This is a genomic window from Micromonospora qiuiae (assembly GCF_016863555.1).
In the GTDB taxonomy this organism is placed as follows: Bacteria; Actinomycetota; Actinomycetes; order Mycobacteriales; family Micromonosporaceae; genus Micromonospora; species Micromonospora qiuiae.
The window spans coordinates 1-16183 of sequence record NZ_BOPC01000023.1 but is presented as its reverse complement, the minus strand read 5'-3'; the positions used below and the strand labels follow the sequence as shown (position 1 = coordinate 16183).

Annotated in this window: 15 protein-coding genes and 2 pseudogenes; 7 read left to right on the top strand and 10 right to left on the bottom strand. The window is 70.8% G+C overall.

Annotation, left to right across the window (positions count from 1 at the left end; translation table 11 throughout):
- Positions 1-9: 9 nt before the first annotated feature.
- The 3 genes from Vqi01_RS08825 to Vqi01_RS08815 all read right to left on the bottom strand — a co-directional run bounded on the left by Vqi01_RS08825 (position 10) and on the right by Vqi01_RS08815 (position 2844).
- Positions 10-1188, bottom strand: coding sequence for a thiolase family protein (locus Vqi01_RS08825; RefSeq protein ID WP_204034156.1), 1179 nt, complete (start codon positions 1186-1188; stop codon positions 10-12).
- 76 nt (positions 1189-1264) lie between these two features.
- On the bottom strand, positions 1265-2029 hold the full coding sequence (locus tag Vqi01_RS08820; protein ID WP_204034155.1) for a CoA-transferase subunit beta: 765 nt from the start codon (positions 2027-2029) through the stop codon (positions 1265-1267).
- The gene (locus Vqi01_RS08815; protein WP_204034154.1) at positions 2026-2844 is read right to left on the bottom strand and encodes a CoA transferase subunit A; all 819 of its coding nucleotides are present in this window, start codon (positions 2842-2844) and stop codon (positions 2026-2028) included. The genes Vqi01_RS08820 and Vqi01_RS08815 overlap by 4 nt, the downstream gene beginning before the upstream one ends.
- A 259-nt stretch (positions 2845-3103) precedes the next feature.
- On the opposite strand from Vqi01_RS08815, the gene Vqi01_RS08810 reads away from it, so the two are divergent.
- From Vqi01_RS08810 to Vqi01_RS08795, 4 genes are all read left to right on the top strand, one after another.
- On the top strand, positions 3104-4564 hold the full coding sequence (locus Vqi01_RS08810; protein WP_204034153.1) for a benzaldehyde dehydrogenase: 1461 nt from the start codon (positions 3104-3106) through the stop codon (positions 4562-4564).
- A 50-nt stretch (positions 4565-4614) separates the two neighbouring features.
- The gene (locus Vqi01_RS08805; RefSeq protein ID WP_204034152.1) at positions 4615-5412 is read left to right on the top strand and encodes an IclR family transcriptional regulator; all 798 of its coding nucleotides are present in this window, start codon (positions 4615-4617) and stop codon (positions 5410-5412) included.
- The gene (locus Vqi01_RS08800) at positions 5394-6581 is read left to right on the top strand and encodes an MFS transporter (protein ID WP_204034151.1); all 1188 of its coding nucleotides are present in this window, start codon (positions 5394-5396) and stop codon (positions 6579-6581) included. The genes Vqi01_RS08805 and Vqi01_RS08800 overlap by 19 nt, the downstream gene beginning before the upstream one ends.
- A gap of 138 nt (positions 6582-6719) precedes the next feature.
- The gene (locus Vqi01_RS08795) at positions 6720-7889 is read left to right on the top strand and encodes a 4-hydroxybenzoate 3-monooxygenase (RefSeq protein ID WP_204034150.1); all 1170 of its coding nucleotides are present in this window, start codon (positions 6720-6722) and stop codon (positions 7887-7889) included.
- A 12-nt stretch (positions 7890-7901) separates the two neighbouring features.
- Here Vqi01_RS08795 and Vqi01_RS08790 read toward each other — a convergent pair whose 3' ends face one another.
- Positions 7902-9086, bottom strand: coding sequence for an epoxide hydrolase family protein (locus tag Vqi01_RS08790; RefSeq protein ID WP_204034279.1), 1185 nt, complete (start codon positions 9084-9086; stop codon positions 7902-7904).
- Positions 9087-9584: 498 nt separating this feature from the next.
- On the opposite strand from Vqi01_RS08790, the gene Vqi01_RS08785 reads away from it, so the two are divergent.
- Positions 9585-10553, top strand: coding sequence for a hypothetical protein (locus Vqi01_RS08785; protein WP_204034149.1), 969 nt, complete (start codon positions 9585-9587; stop codon positions 10551-10553).
- Between the two features lie 98 nt (positions 10554-10651).
- Here Vqi01_RS08785 and Vqi01_RS31835 read toward each other — a convergent pair whose 3' ends face one another.
- The 4 genes and pseudogenes from Vqi01_RS31835 to Vqi01_RS08770 form a co-directional block, all read right to left on the bottom strand.
- Positions 10652-11026 (bottom strand): ABC transporter substrate-binding protein, encoded by a 375-nt coding sequence (locus tag Vqi01_RS31835; RefSeq protein WP_504740162.1) that lies wholly within the window; start codon positions 11024-11026, stop codon positions 10652-10654.
- Between the two features lie 107 nt (positions 11027-11133).
- Positions 11134-11562 (bottom strand): annotated as a pseudogene (locus Vqi01_RS31250) (ABC transporter substrate-binding protein); the annotation flags it as partial.
- A 289-nt stretch (positions 11563-11851) separates the two neighbouring features.
- Positions 11852-12046: a hypothetical protein gene (locus Vqi01_RS08775; RefSeq protein WP_204034148.1), complete on the bottom strand. Its 195-nt coding sequence runs from the start codon at positions 12044-12046 to the stop codon at positions 11852-11854.
- Positions 12047-12049: 3 nt separating this feature from the next.
- The gene (locus tag Vqi01_RS08770) at positions 12050-12388 is read right to left on the bottom strand and encodes a hypothetical protein (RefSeq protein ID WP_204034147.1); all 339 of its coding nucleotides are present in this window, start codon (positions 12386-12388) and stop codon (positions 12050-12052) included.
- 208 nt (positions 12389-12596) lie between these two features.
- Here Vqi01_RS08770 and Vqi01_RS08765 point away from each other — a divergent pair, with 208 nt between their 5' ends.
- On the top strand, positions 12597-13964 hold the full coding sequence (locus tag Vqi01_RS08765) for a helix-turn-helix domain-containing protein (protein ID WP_204034146.1): 1368 nt from the start codon (positions 12597-12599) through the stop codon (positions 13962-13964).
- A 3-nt stretch (positions 13965-13967) separates the two neighbouring features.
- Here Vqi01_RS08765 and Vqi01_RS08760 read toward each other — a convergent pair whose 3' ends face one another.
- Together Vqi01_RS08760 and Vqi01_RS08755 are read right to left on the bottom strand one after the other, a co-directional pair.
- The gene (locus Vqi01_RS08760; protein WP_204034145.1) at positions 13968-14534 is read right to left on the bottom strand and encodes an NUDIX hydrolase; all 567 of its coding nucleotides are present in this window, start codon (positions 14532-14534) and stop codon (positions 13968-13970) included.
- Between the two features lie 133 nt (positions 14535-14667).
- A complete protein-coding gene (locus Vqi01_RS08755; RefSeq protein ID WP_204034144.1) occupies positions 14668-15066 on the bottom strand; it encodes a hypothetical protein in 399 nt (132 codons plus the stop codon).
- 621 nt (positions 15067-15687) lie between these two features.
- On the opposite strand from Vqi01_RS08755, the pseudogene Vqi01_RS08750 reads away from it, so the two are divergent.
- Positions 15688-16015: pseudogene (locus Vqi01_RS08750) on the top strand (hypothetical protein).
- Positions 16016-16183: the final 168 nt, after the last annotated feature.

Sequence of the window (16183 nt, the reverse complement as noted above, 5' to 3'; positions counted from 1 at the left end):
TCGCTCCCGTCAGGCTTCCAGTACGACGGCCAGGCCCTGGCCGACCCCGATGCAGATCGCCGCGAGGCCGCGCCCACCGCCACGGCGGTGCAGCTGCCAGGCCAGCGACCCGAGTATGCGCGATCCGGAGGAGCCGAGCGGGTGCCCGAGGGCGATGGCGCCGCCCTGCGGGTTCACGATCTTCGGATCGAGTTCCGGCCAGTGTGCCAGGCAGGCCAGGGACTGCGCGGCGAAGGCCTCGTTGAGTTCGACGACGTCGAGGTCGCCCCAGCCGATGCCGGCGCGGCGCAGCGCCTCCTCGGCGGCGGCCACCGGGCCGATGCCGAACAGGTGCGGTTCGATCGCGGTGACCGCCCGGGAGACGATCCGGGCCAGCGGTGCCCGGCCGATCGCCTCCGCGCCGGCGGCGTCGGCGAGCAGCAGGAGACTCGCCCCGTCGTTGAGCGGCGAGGAGTTGCCGGCGGTGACCGTGCCGTCGGGCCGGAAGACCGGCTTGAGCCGGCCCAGCGCCTCGAGCGTGGTGGTCGGCCGGATGCTCTCGTCCCGCTCGACGTCGGTGTCGGGCACCGGCACCACCTCGTCGGCGTACACACCGTCGCGCCAGGCCCGGTCGGCGAGCTGGTGGCTGCGCAGCGCGAACTCGTCCTGGGCGTCGCGGCCGATCCCGTGTCGCTCGGCGAGGATCTCGGCGCCCTCACCGAGCGGCACCGTCCACTGCTCGGGCATCCGCGGGTTGACCAGGCGCCAGCCCAGCGTGGTGGAGTGCAGTGTCTCGTGCGCGCGCGGATAGCCCTGCTCGGGCTTGGCGAGCACCCACGGGGCCCGGCTCATCGACTCCACTCCCCCGGCGAGGCAGATCGAGGCGTCGCCGAGGGCGATGGCCCGGGACGCGCCGATCACGGCCTCCAGCCCGGAGCCGCAGAGCCGGTTGACGGTGACGCCGGGCACCGACGGCGGCAGGCCGGCCAGCAGCACTGCCATCCGGGCCACGTCCCGGTTGTCCTCGCCGGCACCGTTGGCGTCGCCGAGCAGCACGTCGTCGATGCGGGCCGGGTCGAGCCCGGGATTGCGGGCGACGATCTCGCGGACCACGTGCGCGGCGAGGTCGTCGGGGCGTACACCGGCCAGGCCGCCGCCGTAGCGGCCGATCGGGGTACGCACGGCGTCGAGCACGTAAACCTCGCTCATGCCCGCCCTCCGCTCCGCTGCGGGCCGCCATGAGGCACCACCGCACTGAGCTGATGATTCGCTCGCTGCCGCTCGCTCATGCCGCCGCCTTCTTGGTGGCTTCCAGGGCGCGCAGCACGGCGAGTTCGTCGGCGGTGGGCGGTTCGCCGGTGGCCAGCTCGTCGGCGACGGCGAGCGGCCATCCGGTGGCCGCGCGGGCCTGCTCGACGGTGACGCCGGGATGCAGCCGGGTGAGGGTGAGTTCGCAGGTGGCCGGATCCGCTTCGAGGACGCCGAGGTCGGTGATGACCGTACGGGGTCCGCCGCCGCGCAGGCCCAACCGCTCCCGGTCACCCGGCCCGGCGCCGAAGCCGACCGAGGTGACGAAATCGACGCGTTCGGTGAAGGTCCGCAGGCCCTGCCGGACGACGACCACCACCTCGCGGCAGGAGGCGGCGATCTCCGGGGCCCCGCCGGCGCCGGGCAGGCGTACCTTCGGGTCGGTGTAGTCGCCACCGATGACGGTGGTGTTGATGTTGCCGTACCGGTCGAGCTGCGCGGCGCCGAGGAAGCCCACGTCGATGCGGCCGGGCTGGAGCCAGTAGTTGAACACCTCGGGCACGGAGACCACCGCGTCGGCGGTGTCGGCGAGGACGCCGTCGCCGATGGAGAGCGGCAGCCGGTCGGGCTTGGCTCCGAGACAGCCCGACTCGTAGATCAGCACGAGGTTGGGGGCGTGGGTGGCGCGGGCCAGGTTGGCCGCGGTGCTGGGCAACCCGATCCCGACGAAGCAGGCGGTGCCGTCGCGCAGTTGCCGGGCGGCGGCGACGGTCATCATCTCGTCGGCGGTGTAATCCGTCATGCCTGCACCTCCGCCTTGCGCACGTGCCGCTCGATCCAGTCGACGAAGGTGTCGCGGTCGCGGCTGATCGCGTCCCAGGCCCGATAGAAGTCGTTGTCCCGCACGGAGTAGCCCTGGGTGTACGAGGGATGGGATCCGTCGGGCACCGCCGCCACCGCAGTGACCGCCCAGCCGGGCAGCACGACCTGTCCGGGGACGGGTTCGAGCTCGTCGACGATCTCCTCGACGGTCACCAGCGACCGGTGCGCGGCCAGCACGGCCTCCTTCTGCACCCCGGTGATGCCCCACATCTGCACGTTGCCGGCGCGGTCGGCCCGCTGGGCGTGCACCACGGTCACGTCGGGCCGCAGGGCCGGAACGGCGGTCAGCGTCTCCCCGGTGAACGGGCATTCGATGGGGCGGATGTTGGTGGTGTGCCGGGGCAGGTCGGTGCCGGTGTAGCCGCGCAGCACGGCGAACGGCAGGCCGGAAGCGCCGGCGACGTAGCGGTTGGCCATTCCCGCGTGGCTGTGTTCCTCCAGCTCCAGCGGAACCGGCCAGGAATTCTGCACGGCGTCCCGGAAACGGTGCAGCGAGCCGACGCCGGGGTTGCCGCCCCAGGAGAAGACCAGCCGACGTGCGCAGCCGGCGCCGATGAGCTGGTCGTAGATGACGTCGGGCGTCATCCGGACCAGGGTCAGGTCGCGCCGTTGCTGTCGGATGATCTCGTGGCCGGCGGCGAACGGGATGAGGTGGGTGAAGCCTTCCAGCGCCACTGTGTCCCCGTCGCGGACCAGTTCCGCGACACCCTCGGCCAACGAGACGAGCTTCGCCATGAGCTTCTCGCCTCCTGCGATTCGTCGTCCGCGACGCGTGTTCGGCATGCGGACTCACGTACTTATCTCGAACATAATGCTCGACAGCAGCATCCGTCAACGCGCCGTGAACTGTATTGTTTCCGGGAAGGGCCCGTCCCCCACCACACCCGGGTCCCATGACGGACCGCTTCGCCGAGCTTCGTGGGCACGTCTTCGCGCAGATCCAGCGGGCGAAGACGCACCGCAGTCCGACACCCCTCACCCCTGGAGGAATCTGATGTCCCTGCTCGATACCGGAACCTGGCACGGCAAGCTGTACAGCGACGGCTGGGTCCAGGCGGCCGGCGGCACCGCCGCCGTGCGCTCGCCCGCCACCGGCGAGGAGATCGGCCTGGTCGGCGTGGCCAACGCCAGCGACGTGGCGCGGGCCTGCGCCCGGGCCGCCGCCGCGCAGCGGGCCTGGGCCGCCACCAGCTACACCGAGCGGGCCGCCGTGCTGCGCCGGGCCGGCGCGTTGTGGGAGCAGCACGCCGCCGAGGTCGGTGACTGGATCGTCCGTGAGGCCGGGTCGATCCCGCCGAAGGGCGGCGTGGAGACCACCACCGCCGCGCAGGAGTGCTACGAGGCCGCGGCGCTCGCCTCGCACCCGCTCGGCGAGATCATCCCGAGCGCTCAGCCCCGGCTCAGCCTGGCCCGCCGGCTGCCGGTCGGCGTGGTGGGGGTCATCGCACCGTTCAACTTCCCGCTGATCCTGGCGATCCGCTCGGTCGCCCCGGCGCTGGCGCTGGGCAACGCGGTGGTGCTCAAGCCGGACCTGCGCACCGCGGTCTGCGGCGGGCTGGCCATCGCCCGGGTCTTCGAGGAGGCGGGGCTGCCCGAGGGCCTGCTGCACGTGCTGCCGGGCGGCGTGGCCACCGGCGAGGCGCTGGTCGCCGACCCGCACGTACGGGTGATCAGCTTCACCGGCTCGAGCGCGGCGGGCCGCAAGGTCGGCGAGGCCGCCGCCCGGCACCTGAAGCGGGCCCACCTGGAGTTGGGCGGCAACTCCGCCCTGGTGGTGCTCGACGACGTCGACCTGGACCTCGCCGTCTCGGCCGGCGCATGGGGCTCCTTCCTGCACCAGGGGCAGATCTGCATGACCACCGGCCGGCACCTGGTCCACGAGAGCATCGCCGAGCGGTACGTCGCCGAACTGGCCGCCAAGGCCGACCACCTGCCGGTCGGCGACCCTGCCAAGGAGCAGGTGGCGCTCGGGCCGATCATCGACGAGGCGCAGCGCGACAGGATTCACTCGCTGGTCACGGCAAGCGTGGACGCGGGCGCCCGGCTGGCCGCCGGCGGCACCTACGAAGGGCTGTTCTACCGGCCGACCGTGCTCGCCGACGTCACCCCGGCCACCCCGGCGTACGCGCAGGAGGTCTTCGGCCCGGTCGCCCCGGTGCTCACCTTCACCGACCTGGACGAGGCGGCGGCGCTCGCCAGTGCCAGCGAGTACGGGCTGTCGCTGGGCATCCTCAGCCGCGACGTGATGAAGGCGATGGCGCTGGCCGAGCGCATTCCCAGCGGCATCGTGCACATCAACGACCAGACCGTCAGCGACGAGGCGGTCGCCCCGTTCGGTGGTGTCGGCGCCTCCGGCACCGGTTCCCGCTTCGGCGGTGCGGCGGCGAACGTGGAGGCGTTCACCGAGACGCAGTGGCTGACGGTACAGGGCGACATCACCCGCTACCCGTTCTGAGAGACTGCCGGCACAAGATCACCAGGTTCGGGACGAGGAAGGGAGCTGCCGTGGCGGGCGGAAGCCGGTCCCCCGGCGCATCGGTGACGTCGCGGGTGTTGGCCGTGCTGGGCGCGTTCGACGCGGCCCACCCGGCGTTGACGCTCAGCGACATCGCCCGGCGCAGCGGGCTGCCGCTGGCCACCACGCACCGGCTGGTCGCCGAACTGGTGACCGGCCGGGCGCTGGCCCGCGCCGCCGACGGCAGATACACCATCGGCGTACGGCTGTGGGAGGCCGGGCTGCTCTCGCCGCTGCACACCCGGCTGCGCGAGGTGGCCCTGCCCTACCTTCAGGAGCTCTACACCACCGTGCGGGAGAACGTGCACCTGGCGGTCTGGGACGGCGACGAGGCGCTGTACGTGGAGAAGGTCACCGGGCACCGGTCGGTGCCGACCATCTCCCGGGCCGGGGGACGGCTGCCGCTGCACGCCACCGGCGTCGGCAAGGCGCTGCTGGCGTTCGCCCCGCCGGAGGTCATCGCCGCCCACCTGCGCCGACCGTTGCGGCGCTGCACGGCGTACACCGTGACCGAGCCGGGTCGGCTGGCCCGCGAGTTGGCCACCGTGCGGGAGCGCGGCTGGGCGCGTACCCACGAGGAGATGACTCTCGGCTCCTGCTCGGTCGCGGTACCGGTGCGCGATGCCGACGGGGCCGTCGTTGCCGCGATCGGCGTCGCCGGGCACAGCCTAGGCGCCGTCCCGCAGCGGCTCGTGCCGGCGCTACGGGCGGCGGCCGACGGGGTCGCCGCCCGGCTGGCCGAGACAGCGCAGTCCTCGACCAGCCCGGTGTGGCGGACAAGCGCCTGAGCATGCTCCTCGATCGGTCTCGACACACCGCCGGCACCACCACCCTGATCGGGGTGGTGCTGCTGGCGCTGAACCTGCGGGCGGCAATCGCGGCGCTCTCCCCGCTGCTGCCGGACGTGCAGGCCGACCTGGGCCTGAGCAACGTCACCGCGGGACTGCTGACCACGCTGCCCGTGCTGTGCTTCGGGTTGTTCGCGCCGGTCGCCACGCTGCTCGGCCGGTGGATCGGCGGGCGGCCGGCGCTGCTGGCGGCGATGGTCGGCATCGTGCTGGGCAGCGCCGTGCGCACGGTGCCCGGAATGTGGTGGATGCTCGTCGGAACGGTGCTCATCGGCATCGCGATCACCATCGGCAACGTGCTCGTGCCGGCGGTCGTCAAGCAGGATTTCGCCCTCCGGCAGGGCACGGTGACCGCACTGACCACGGCGGCCCTGACCGGTGGCGCGGCGCTCGCCGCAGGGGTCGCCGCGCCGCTGGCGCAGACCGCGCTCGGTTGGCAGGGCGCTCAGCTGATGGTGGGCGGGCTCGCGGTCGTCGCCGCAGTCGTCTGGGCACCGCAACTGCGCCACCGCCACACCACAGTCGCGGTCCCGGCGGGCGGCCCCTCGGTGCTGACCTCGCCGGTGACCTGGGCTCTCGCCACGATCATGGGCACGCAGTCGCTGGTCTACTACGCGCTGCTGGCCTGGCTGCCGGCGCTCCTGCGCGACGGCGGCGTCTCCGCGGCCGACGCCGGCTTGGCCCTCGGGTTGTTCAACCTGCTCGGCATCGCCACCGCCGTGGCCACTCCCGTGCTGGCCGCCCGGCTGATCGACCAGCGCCGGCTCGGGGTCGCGGTGGGTGCCGTGTGGGCTGCCGGGCTGGCGGGGCTGCTGGTCGCGCCGGCCTGGTACCTGCTGTGGGCGGCCGTGACCGGGCTGGCCCAGGGTGCCGGGATCGGCCTCGCGCTGGCCCTGATCGTGCTGCGGGCACGCAACTCGCAGTCGGCCCGGCGGTTGTCCGGGACGGTGCAGTTCATCGGTTACCTGATGGGCGCCGCCGGGCCGCTCCTCTTCGGCATGCTGTACGACGCCTCCGCCGGCTGGTCGGTGCCACTGGCCGCCCTCGTCCTCGCCTCCGTCACGATGGCCGCCGCCGGATACCGGGCGGGGCGCGACCGCCCGGTCTGAGCTGGCCCGGGAATGGCCTCCCCGAGCCGGCCTTCCACTGAGTGGAAAGCGGCAGCGGCGGCGCGGGACGCGATCGGGCAGGCTGATGCCCCGGGTGACGAGATCGCCCCCACCATCGCGAGCGTCAAGGAGGCACGGATGCGTACCCAGGTCGGCATCGTCGGAGCGGGCCCGGCCGGGCTCATGCTGTCGCACCTGCTGCACCGGCAGGGCATCTCCTCCGTGGTGATCGAGAGCCGCAGCCGGGAGTACGTGGAGCACCGGTTGCGCGCCGGTGTGCTCGAACAGGGCTCGGTCGACCTGCTGCGGGAGACCGGCCTCGGCGCGCGCCTGGACCGCGAGGGGATGCGGCACGAGGGCATCGAACTGCGCTTCGACGGCGAATCGCACCGGGTGCCGATGACGGAGCTGACCGGGCGGGCGATCACCGTGTACGGGCAGCAGGAGGTGGTCAAGGACCTGATCGCCGCCCGGCTCGACGCGGGCGGGACGATCCTGTTCGAGGCGCCGGCCGAACGCCTCTCCGGGCTGGATTCCGCGCCGGTGATCCACTTCCGGCACCAGGGCCGGGAGGAAGAGCTGCACTGCGACTTCGTGGTCGGCTGCGACGGCTACCACGGGATCAGCCGCCCGGCGGTGCCCGACGGGGTGCTGACCACCTACGAACGCACCTACCCGTTCGCCTGGCTGGGCGTCCTCGCCGCCGCCCCGCCCGCGGTGGACGAGCTCATCTACGCCCACCACGAGCGGGGTTTCGCGCTGTACAGCATGCGGTCGCCGCAGATCTCCCGGCTGTATCTCCAGGTGCCCGCCGACGAGGACATCGCCGACTGGCCGGACGAGCGGATCTGGGCCGAGCTGCGCACCCGGCTGGAGACGGTGCCGAACTGGACGCTCAACGAGGGCCCGATCCTGGAGAAGGGGATCACCCCGCTGCGCAGCCTGGTGGTAGAGCCGATGCAGTGGCAGCGGCTCTACCTGGCCGGCGACGCGGTGCACATCGTGCCGCCGACCGGCGCCAAGGGCATGAACCTGGCCCTGGCCGACGTGGCGCTGCTCGGTGACGCCTTCGCCGCCTGGTACGCCGACGGCAGCACCGAACTGCTGGACGGCTACTCCCGCACCGCGCTGCGCCGGGTGTGGCGGGCCCAGCAGTTCTCCTGGTGGATGACCTCCATGCTGCACCGGCTCAACGCCGACGACCCGTACGAGGCGAAGCTCCAGTCGGCGACCCTGCGGTACGTGAGCACCTCCCGGTCGTACGCGACCAGCCTGGCGGAGAACTACGTCGGCCTGCCGCAGGTGTAACCCCGACCGGGTTCAGCGCAGCTTGCCGAAGAAGGTACGCAGGTCGGCGACGAAGAGGTCGGGCCGCTCCATGGCGAAGAAGTGCCCACCGCTGTCGTACTCGGCCCAGTGCACGACGTGGTGGTCCCGTTCGGCGAGGCGCCGGATGGTGACGTCGCGGGACCGGGACACCAGCACACCGGTCGGCACGGTGGACGGCTGCCCCCAGTCGCCCGCCGCCGCGTCGGTGCCATCGTCGGACCAGGCGTTGCCGTCCTCAGACCAGGCGTTGGCGGTGATGTCCTCGAAGTAGACCTGGGCGGCTGAGCCGGCCGTGCCGGTCAGCCAGTACAGGGTGACGTTGGTCAGCAGCCGGTCCCGGTCGATCGCGTCGTCGAAGTGCCCGTCGGCGGGGTGGTCGGTCATCCGCTGGAACGCCTCCACGATCCAGGCGAGCTGCCCGGCCGGCGAGTCGTGCAGCCCGTACGCGAGAGTGTGCGGCGACTTCGCCTGGATCTGGAGGTATCCGTCGTTGTAGGTGGTCAGCGCGGCCAGCCGCTGCTGCTCGGTGTCGGTGAGCCCGTCGAGTTCGCCGGGAGCGCCGGTCGGGAAGGTGAGCAGCGCGTTGACGTGCACGCCGAGCACCCGTTCGGGGGCCAGCCGGCCGATCGCCGGCGCGACGAACGAGCCCGTGTCCCCGCCCTGCACGCCGTAGCGCCGGTAACCGAGTCGGTCCATCAGCTCGACCAGGGCTCCGGCCATCCGTTCGCTGCCCCAGCCGGGCCCGGACAGCGGGGCGGAGAAGCCGAAGCCGGGCAGTGACGGAATCACCAGGTGGAACGCGTCAGCCGGGTCGGCGCCGTGGGCGCGTGGATCGGCCAGCGGCCCGATCGCGTCCAGGAACTCCAGGAACGAGCCGGGCCAGCCGTGCAGCAGGAGCAGCGGCGTGGCACCCGGCTCGGGCGAGCGTACGTGCAGGAAGTGCAGTCGCTGCCCCTCGACCTCGGTGAGGTGGTGCGGCAGCTTGTTCAGTTCCGCCTCGTGCGTACGCCAGTCGTAGCGGGTACGCCAGTGCTCGGCCAGCGCCTTGAGGTAGCCCACCGGCACGCCGCGGCTCCAGCCGACCTCGGGCAGTTCGTCGGGCCAGCGGGTGTTGGCCAAACGCGCCGCCAGGTCGTCGAGCTGGGCCTGCGGGATGTCGAGACGAAACGGCACGATGTCGTTGATCATGTGGTCGACGCTACGGGCCGTTCAGGTCAGTTCCGGTCCTCAATACACCCCCTTGCCCACGATCAGCCGGGTGGTTTGTCGACACCGTTTCAGCGGAATGGCGGTATCCCGTTCGTTCCGACCCCGCCATTCCGCCGAGCGCCTCCCCAAGGTGTAAGGAAGGGCCCCCTATTAACGCCTCGTGCATAGGAAGGGCCCCCTTTTAACACGGGAGACGGCACGGTTGCGCTGGACCGCGCCGGCCGGGATGTGCGGCACGACCGGGATGTGCGGGACGGCCGGCCGGGGGCGTGCGGGACGGCTGCCCGGGGTGTGCGGCGTACCCGGGGATGGCATGCCACCACCGGCGTCTGGGTCGCCGTGGGCTGCTCATTCTCTCCGCTACCGGCCTGATCTGGTCCCGTTCCGCCGGGGTCGGCGTCGCCGGGGCGGTTCTCTCGGCCGCGCGGCGATGGGATGATGGGCGTCCATGGGAAGGGGACGCTGATGAGGATGTCCTACGAGGACAAGGAGGCCGTGCGGGCGGAGCCGGCGCGACGACCCACGCGATCCGCTCTGCCAGCGGCGGGCCTCGCTGGCCGGCCGTCGGAGATGGCGCTGCTTGCCCTGCAACGCGCTGCCGGCAACGCCGCCGTCGTGCAGCGGATGGCCGGCCCGCTGTCGGTGCAACGGGCAACGCTGATCATCCGGCCCAGTACCACCGCCGGCGGCATCCCGGCGGGCACAATCAGCGGCGTCTCGGGTTTGCGCAATCGTCCCCCGTCCAACCTCCATGGCAGCCAGGGGCAGCATCTGACCGCCTACGTGGTGTTCGAGGACGCGATCAGAAGCGCGGTGGTCGGCCGCACCCCGCAGGATGCCGCCACCGCGCTGATCGCCTACCTCACAGAGCTTCGAGCACTGCCCGGCATGACGACGCCATCAGCTCGGTACCTGGACCCCTATCTCGACGCCGCCGAGGCGTCGCTGGTCGCGGCGGAGAACGCCAACGCCAGCGCCGCCCGCGACATCGTGGGCGCTCAGATCGACGAGATCCTCACCATCCGTAACCATGTCCCCGGCACTGCCCAGCGAGGCGTCGGCGGCGGCCACGGGGAGGGCAACAGCGCGGGCATCGTGAGGGAGGTAGAGAGGAATCGCCGCGCGGGTGCGGACTTCCCCAGCACTTGGGGCACCGATGACGCCATCGCCGACCAGGTACGCCATATGATGTGGCGGTTGCTGGACTACGACCCCCCGCCCACCGCGACACCCAAGACGGTGACCGCGGTGCTGATCACCCACTACAGGTCGCTGTGGTCTGCCTACCCGTACACCTTCGACTGGCTGACCGCCAAGAATCGCCTCCTGAGGAAATACCTGATCGACCATCACGGCGAGCCCGGATTGCCACTGCGCCGGTGGACGGTCGCCGACCTCAAGCCGATCTTCGACGACGTGCACGCCGGCCTCTGACCGCAGCGGCCGTCACCTGCACCCACCCTTCACCCCACCGATCGAAGACTGCCGCTCTCCGCGTCGGGGTCGGTGGCCGCGCGCCGGGCCGGGCCTGGTCAGGGCAGCAGTTTGTCGAGGTCTGGCTTGGTGGTGAGCAGGCCGTCGGTCACGGCCAGATCGGCGAGCGCCTGCACCGAGTCGCGGTTGATCTCGGCCGGCCACTTGGGCAGGATCATCGTCGCCCGGACTTCCGGCGAAATCTTGGTGTAGCCGCCCAGCGCCGTCCGCACCTCGTCCGGGTGGCTGTCCGCGTACGCCAGTGACTCCTTCATCGCCTCACTGAACCGCTTGACGAGGTCGGGGTCTCGGCTGGCCAGTTCAGTCGAGGTGAAGTACATGGCGACGGTGAGGCCCGGTGCCGCGTCGACATAGCTGGACGCGATCTTCCGGGCCCCCGCGGTGAGCGCCGCCTGCTGGAACGGCTCGACCACGAAAATGGCGTCGACCCGGCCGGACTGCAGTGCGGGCCCTGGTCCGGGAACGGCAACTCGACGAACTTCACCGCCGACGCCTCCCCGCCGTCCTTCCGGACCGAGGCCCGGACGGTGGTGTCGACGATGTTGTTCAACGTGTTGGCGGCCACCGTCTTGCCCGCCAGGTCCTTCGGCGACCGGATCGGACTGTCCGCCTTCACGAACAGGCCGGCGAAGTCCTGGCCGTCCACTCCCGTCGAGCTGTTGCCATTGCACACCACCTTCAGCGGCAGGTTCCTCGACTGAGCGAGCAGGAGCGAGATCGTGTTGCTGAAGCCGAACTGGTACTGCCCGCCGACGACGGCCGGGACGATGGCCGCGCCGCCCTGGGCCGTCGTCAGCGTCAGGTCGATGTTGCGGCTGCTGAAGAAACCCTTGTCCTTGCCGAGGTAGATCGGTGCGACGTCCGCGATGGCGATGACGCCGACGTTGACCTTGTCGGGCTGACCAGGGGATGCGGCTTTCTCGGCACCACATGCGGCACCGGCCAGCATGGTTGCCGCGGCAACGAGCGTAACGAGGACACGTCGCATCGATTCTCCATCCACTTGAGCTGATGAGCGGAAGGGCCATGGCTGCGGGTCCAGGTCCGGACGCTGACCAGTGGAACAAAGAACCAACTTTCACGACAGTCTATGTTCGAACAGACCTCTGACCTGCCAACAGCCTCTGTGTGAACTCACGGCAGGTCGGTCCGATCGGGTGTCATGCGAGGTCATCCGGCCTGCTGGGGTCGCTTCGAGTCGGGTTCGGTGGGCCGGGATGCTGTACTTCGCTGCTGTACTACTCGTCGATGAGGAAGCGCCCGTAGTGGGCGCGCATCCGCAACCAGTGGCGGCGGTCGTCGCAGGGGTGCAGCCGGCCGCACCGGCACAGGCTCAGGGCCGACTCGGAGTGCTTGGTCAGCAAAACGTCCGCCTGGGTCACCTGCGCCCTGGCGTACTCCCGCAAGGCCGCCGAGGTGTAGAGAGCGCCCATCGGTCACCGCCTCGTCCTGGGTGTGTGGCGGTGGTGCCAGAGGACTTCGGCGACGGCGTCCACGGGGTCGATCTCCCCGGCCGCCAGACGCTCGCGGGTGACGGCGATCCAGGGCGGCGACGAGGTGGAGGGCTCCCCGCAGGCGGTACGCATTCCCTCCTGAGCGAGCTGGGCGAGTCGACAGAGGTCGCGGTGCTTCGCGTGCCAACTGCCGCTGGCCATGCAGAAGCTGTTGCTGTCCGGCCGGTGGGTTTCCCGCATGGCGCGGGCCAGTCGCCACAACAGGCGGTGCCGGCAGTCGGCGGGTGGCTCCACGGGCGGGTTCTCGACATCGAAGGACATGCGCCGACCTTCCCGTCCGTCGGCGGGCCGGCTCCATGTCCAGCGGTCATGTCACGGTGACATGGGACGGCTCGACCATTGCGAACGGTCGCCCCTAGACTGTCGGGCGGAACACCGTGAGTAGTCGGAACGCGACGCTGGGAGCCGCCGTGCTGCTCGATCCACTCGATTCGCTGCGGATCCTGAGGATGCGTGGTCGCACGGCGAGGTGCTGACAGCCCTGGCCGCCCGCGACATCGGCGGCCTGTTCCGCTGGATCGCCAGCCTCACCGGGGCGAGTCAGACCCGGATCGGGGCCGCCGTCGGGCTGGAACAGGGCTACATCAGCCGGATCATGGCCGGACGCAAGGTCACCTCGATCGACGTCCTGGAGCGGATCGCCGACGGCTGCCGGATGCCCGATCAGGCGCGGATCACGATGGGCCTGGCACCCCGCCAGGCCGCGCCGGCCGACACCGGCCGGCTCACCCCCGGTCGGCCCAGCGAGCCGCCGGCCAACCGGACCTGGCAAGAGGACATACGCAGTGCCGCAGAGCTTTGGCGAGGTGATGTGAACCGTCGAGACGTGCTCCGGCAGGTGGCCTTCAGCTCCGCCGGCTACACCCTGCCGGCGCTGCGCTGGTTCACCGCCCCCACGCCGGCCCCGGTCACCCAACCCGGACGCAACACCGTCGGTCAACCGGAGATCGACACCATCCGCGCGATGACCGCGACCTACCGCCAGTTGGACAACCAGTACGGCGGCGGGCACGTCCGCGACACCGTCGCCCGCTACCTCCACCAGGAGGTCACCCCGCTACTCACCGACGGCCGCTACGACCACGTCACCGGCCAACGGCTGCTCAGCGCCGCCGCCGAACTGGCCCAACTCGCCGGATGGCAGGCGTACGACACCGCCGAGCACGGCATCGCCCAGCGATACCTCACCCTCGCCCTGGACTTCGCCCACGCCGCAGCAGACGACGGCCTCGGCGCGGAAATCCTCGCCGCCATGAGCCACCAGGCCACCTACCTCGGCCACACCGCCACCGGCCTCGACCTCGCCCGCGCCGCCGGCCAGACCGCCCGCCGCGCCGGGATCACCGTCCTGGCCGCCGAAGCCCACGTCATGGAAGCCCACGCCCTGGCCAAAGCCCGCGACGAGCGGGCCTGCGCCGCCGCCCTGCACCAGGCAGAACAGGCCCTCGACCGGGCCGACCGCAGCACCGACCCGCAATGGCTCAGCCACTTCGACGAGGCATACCTGTCCGCCAAGTTCGGCCACTGCTTCCACGCCCTCGGCCGCAACACCCACGCCGAGCGCTTCGCCGCCCGATCTCTACGCATGAACAACCGATACGTACGCGGCAGAGCCTTTAACCTCGCACTGCTCGCCAGCGTCCACGCCCAACAGGGCAACCCTGACCGAGCCTGCGTCATCGGCGCGGAAGCCCTCACCCTGACCGCTCAGCTACGTTCCGCCAGAGCGGTCCGCTACCTCCGCGACCTGCAAACCCAGCTCGCCCCGCACCGGCGGCTACCCGCCGTCCGGCACTTCACCGGCCGCATCGACACCACCCTCGGCCCACGACGCTGACCGCTACAACTCCCCACGAGCCTTGCGCGCGACCAGCTCCAGCACTGCGATCACTGTGCCGGCACCGACGATCTCACTCCGGGACAACAACCCGTACGCCTCGTCGAGCGGAATCCACGCGACCTGCTCCGCCTCGTTCACATCCACGGGTGCGCCGATGTGCTCAGCCTGCCGGGCCAGGAACAGCAGATTTTCGGCGTCGGCGGTGCCGACCCAGGGTTGGAAGGACAGCAACGACTCGACTCCCTGGGGCCGCCAGCCGGTTTCCTCCTCGACCTCCCGTACCGCGCACTGCGTCGGGTGCTCATCGTCGTCGAGGTAGCCGCCGGGCAGCTCCCACACCCACCGGTCGAACACGAACCGGTGCCGCCGCATCAACAACAGGCGCTCCTGATCGTCGAGTACGGCGACCATGGCCGACCGGGGAGCCCGGATCACGTACTGCTCGAAACGAACCCCGTCCGGCAACTCCACCTCGGCAATGCTCAACCGCGCCCGCCGGGTGTCGTCCACGACCCGCTCACCGTGGATGGTCCACCGGGTCAACTCCGTCGCCTGCTTCTCCACCACCCCGCCAGTATCCGCGCCGAACCTGACCACGCGCTGCCGGCCCGATGCGCGCCGGGCAGAGACCTGTACGCCACCGAGCGCATCCGTTCTGGAGGCAACGGGCCTACCCTGTACCTGCTCGCCGCGTAGTTGGTCAGGCCGTGCCAGCAAACTGCCCAGCAACGCTGATCGCCGTGGCCGCGATCGCCGAAAGCATCCCCACGATCGCGCCCAGGGTCGTCAGCCCTTCCCTGGGCGACGCCCAAAGCCCCCGATTCATCTGACGCCAGGCGTGCGGGACGACGGTCATCTTGAGCTTCTGCCACTTGTGCTGCCGCTTGCTGCATCCGAGCAGAAGGCCGGCCGAGTTGTTCCGGCACAGGGTCCCGTCCCGGTTGACGGCGCAGCACCAGACCGGCGCTTGAAACAGGAAGAAGCCGGTCACCAGTAGCGACAGCACAAGCAGCGCCACCGGCCCCACGGAGCGAGTCCACCACGCCGTAACGAGGATGATGAACGCCAGATAGCCCCAGTATCGCCCCAGATCCTTCATGGTGATCGAACGTAGCGGACCGCTGACCCAAGGCAACCACCATCTGTCCGGCACCCGACTCGCAGCCCGGTAGCCGCCACTTGGCGTTGAACTGTCACCGGGTGGCAGGCGAACGGGACAAAGGTGGCCCGTCCTCGCCTGAGCTGCGCAAACGCTGGGCATCGACCGTCACCATTGGACACCTCTGGTCGACGTTTCACGGCCTGGCGACGGCCTGAACCTCGGCCCGATGCGAGGAAGGTCCGCCCCTCGAAGATTCAGGAGACCGGGCAACAGTCCGAAGGGCAGGGATCGCCCGAGAGTTGAGGCCCCCGAGACCGCGCCTCTTCGCTGAGGGTGCAGTACGGGCAATGGCCAACTGCCGGAGTCCAGGAGAACAGGTGCTCCGGATACCGCGCGCAACGCTGTATGCGGCGATGCTGGATGCCCGGCCGTCCCGCTCCGCTTGCTTGGATGTAGGCAGACTAATGGGTCGGCAACACAAGCCCAGGCTCCCCGGATAGCCGCCGGCGCCGCCGACCCCTCGTTTGTAAGTTCTAGGCGCTTCGTCCGGCGGGGTTCATGCGCGTCCGCGACCTCCGACGACTGTCCGCGCCTGGCGGCCGTCCGTGTCGCGGCTCGCTGCTGTCACCGTTGCTGTCGACAGCCAGCCGGGTGGGAGAGTGACCGCGTGGGGCTGAACAAGGAGACTGCAGCGCAGCTCGCCGAGGCACGCCTGGCGCAATGGCGACGCAACGGCTATGACGAGTGGCGCGCAATGCTCGACGACAAGGACATGCGCCTGGTCGTGGGCGGGGACGGCAAGCGGTACACCGTGGTCAGCTACGCCATTGACGACGGCGACGGTCGGGTCCGCATGTCAGTCACCGTGGATGACGGCGGCTCGTCGGCGTTGGTACCGCTGGTGAGAGACGAGATCATGAGCCCGGACGGCACCTGCATCACGTGACCTCTTCGGCGTGAACGCGGATGGGCCTCACCGTCGGGTGCTGTCGCCCACCGGTCCTGTGGTGTCGGCCATGGCTGTCTTGCCGTCCCGCGTCGTCTGCTGCTGACCGTTGCTGCTGTTTTCGCTGCCTCGCGGCTGCCTCACCTCGCCCGCCTGGCTCGGGCTCAC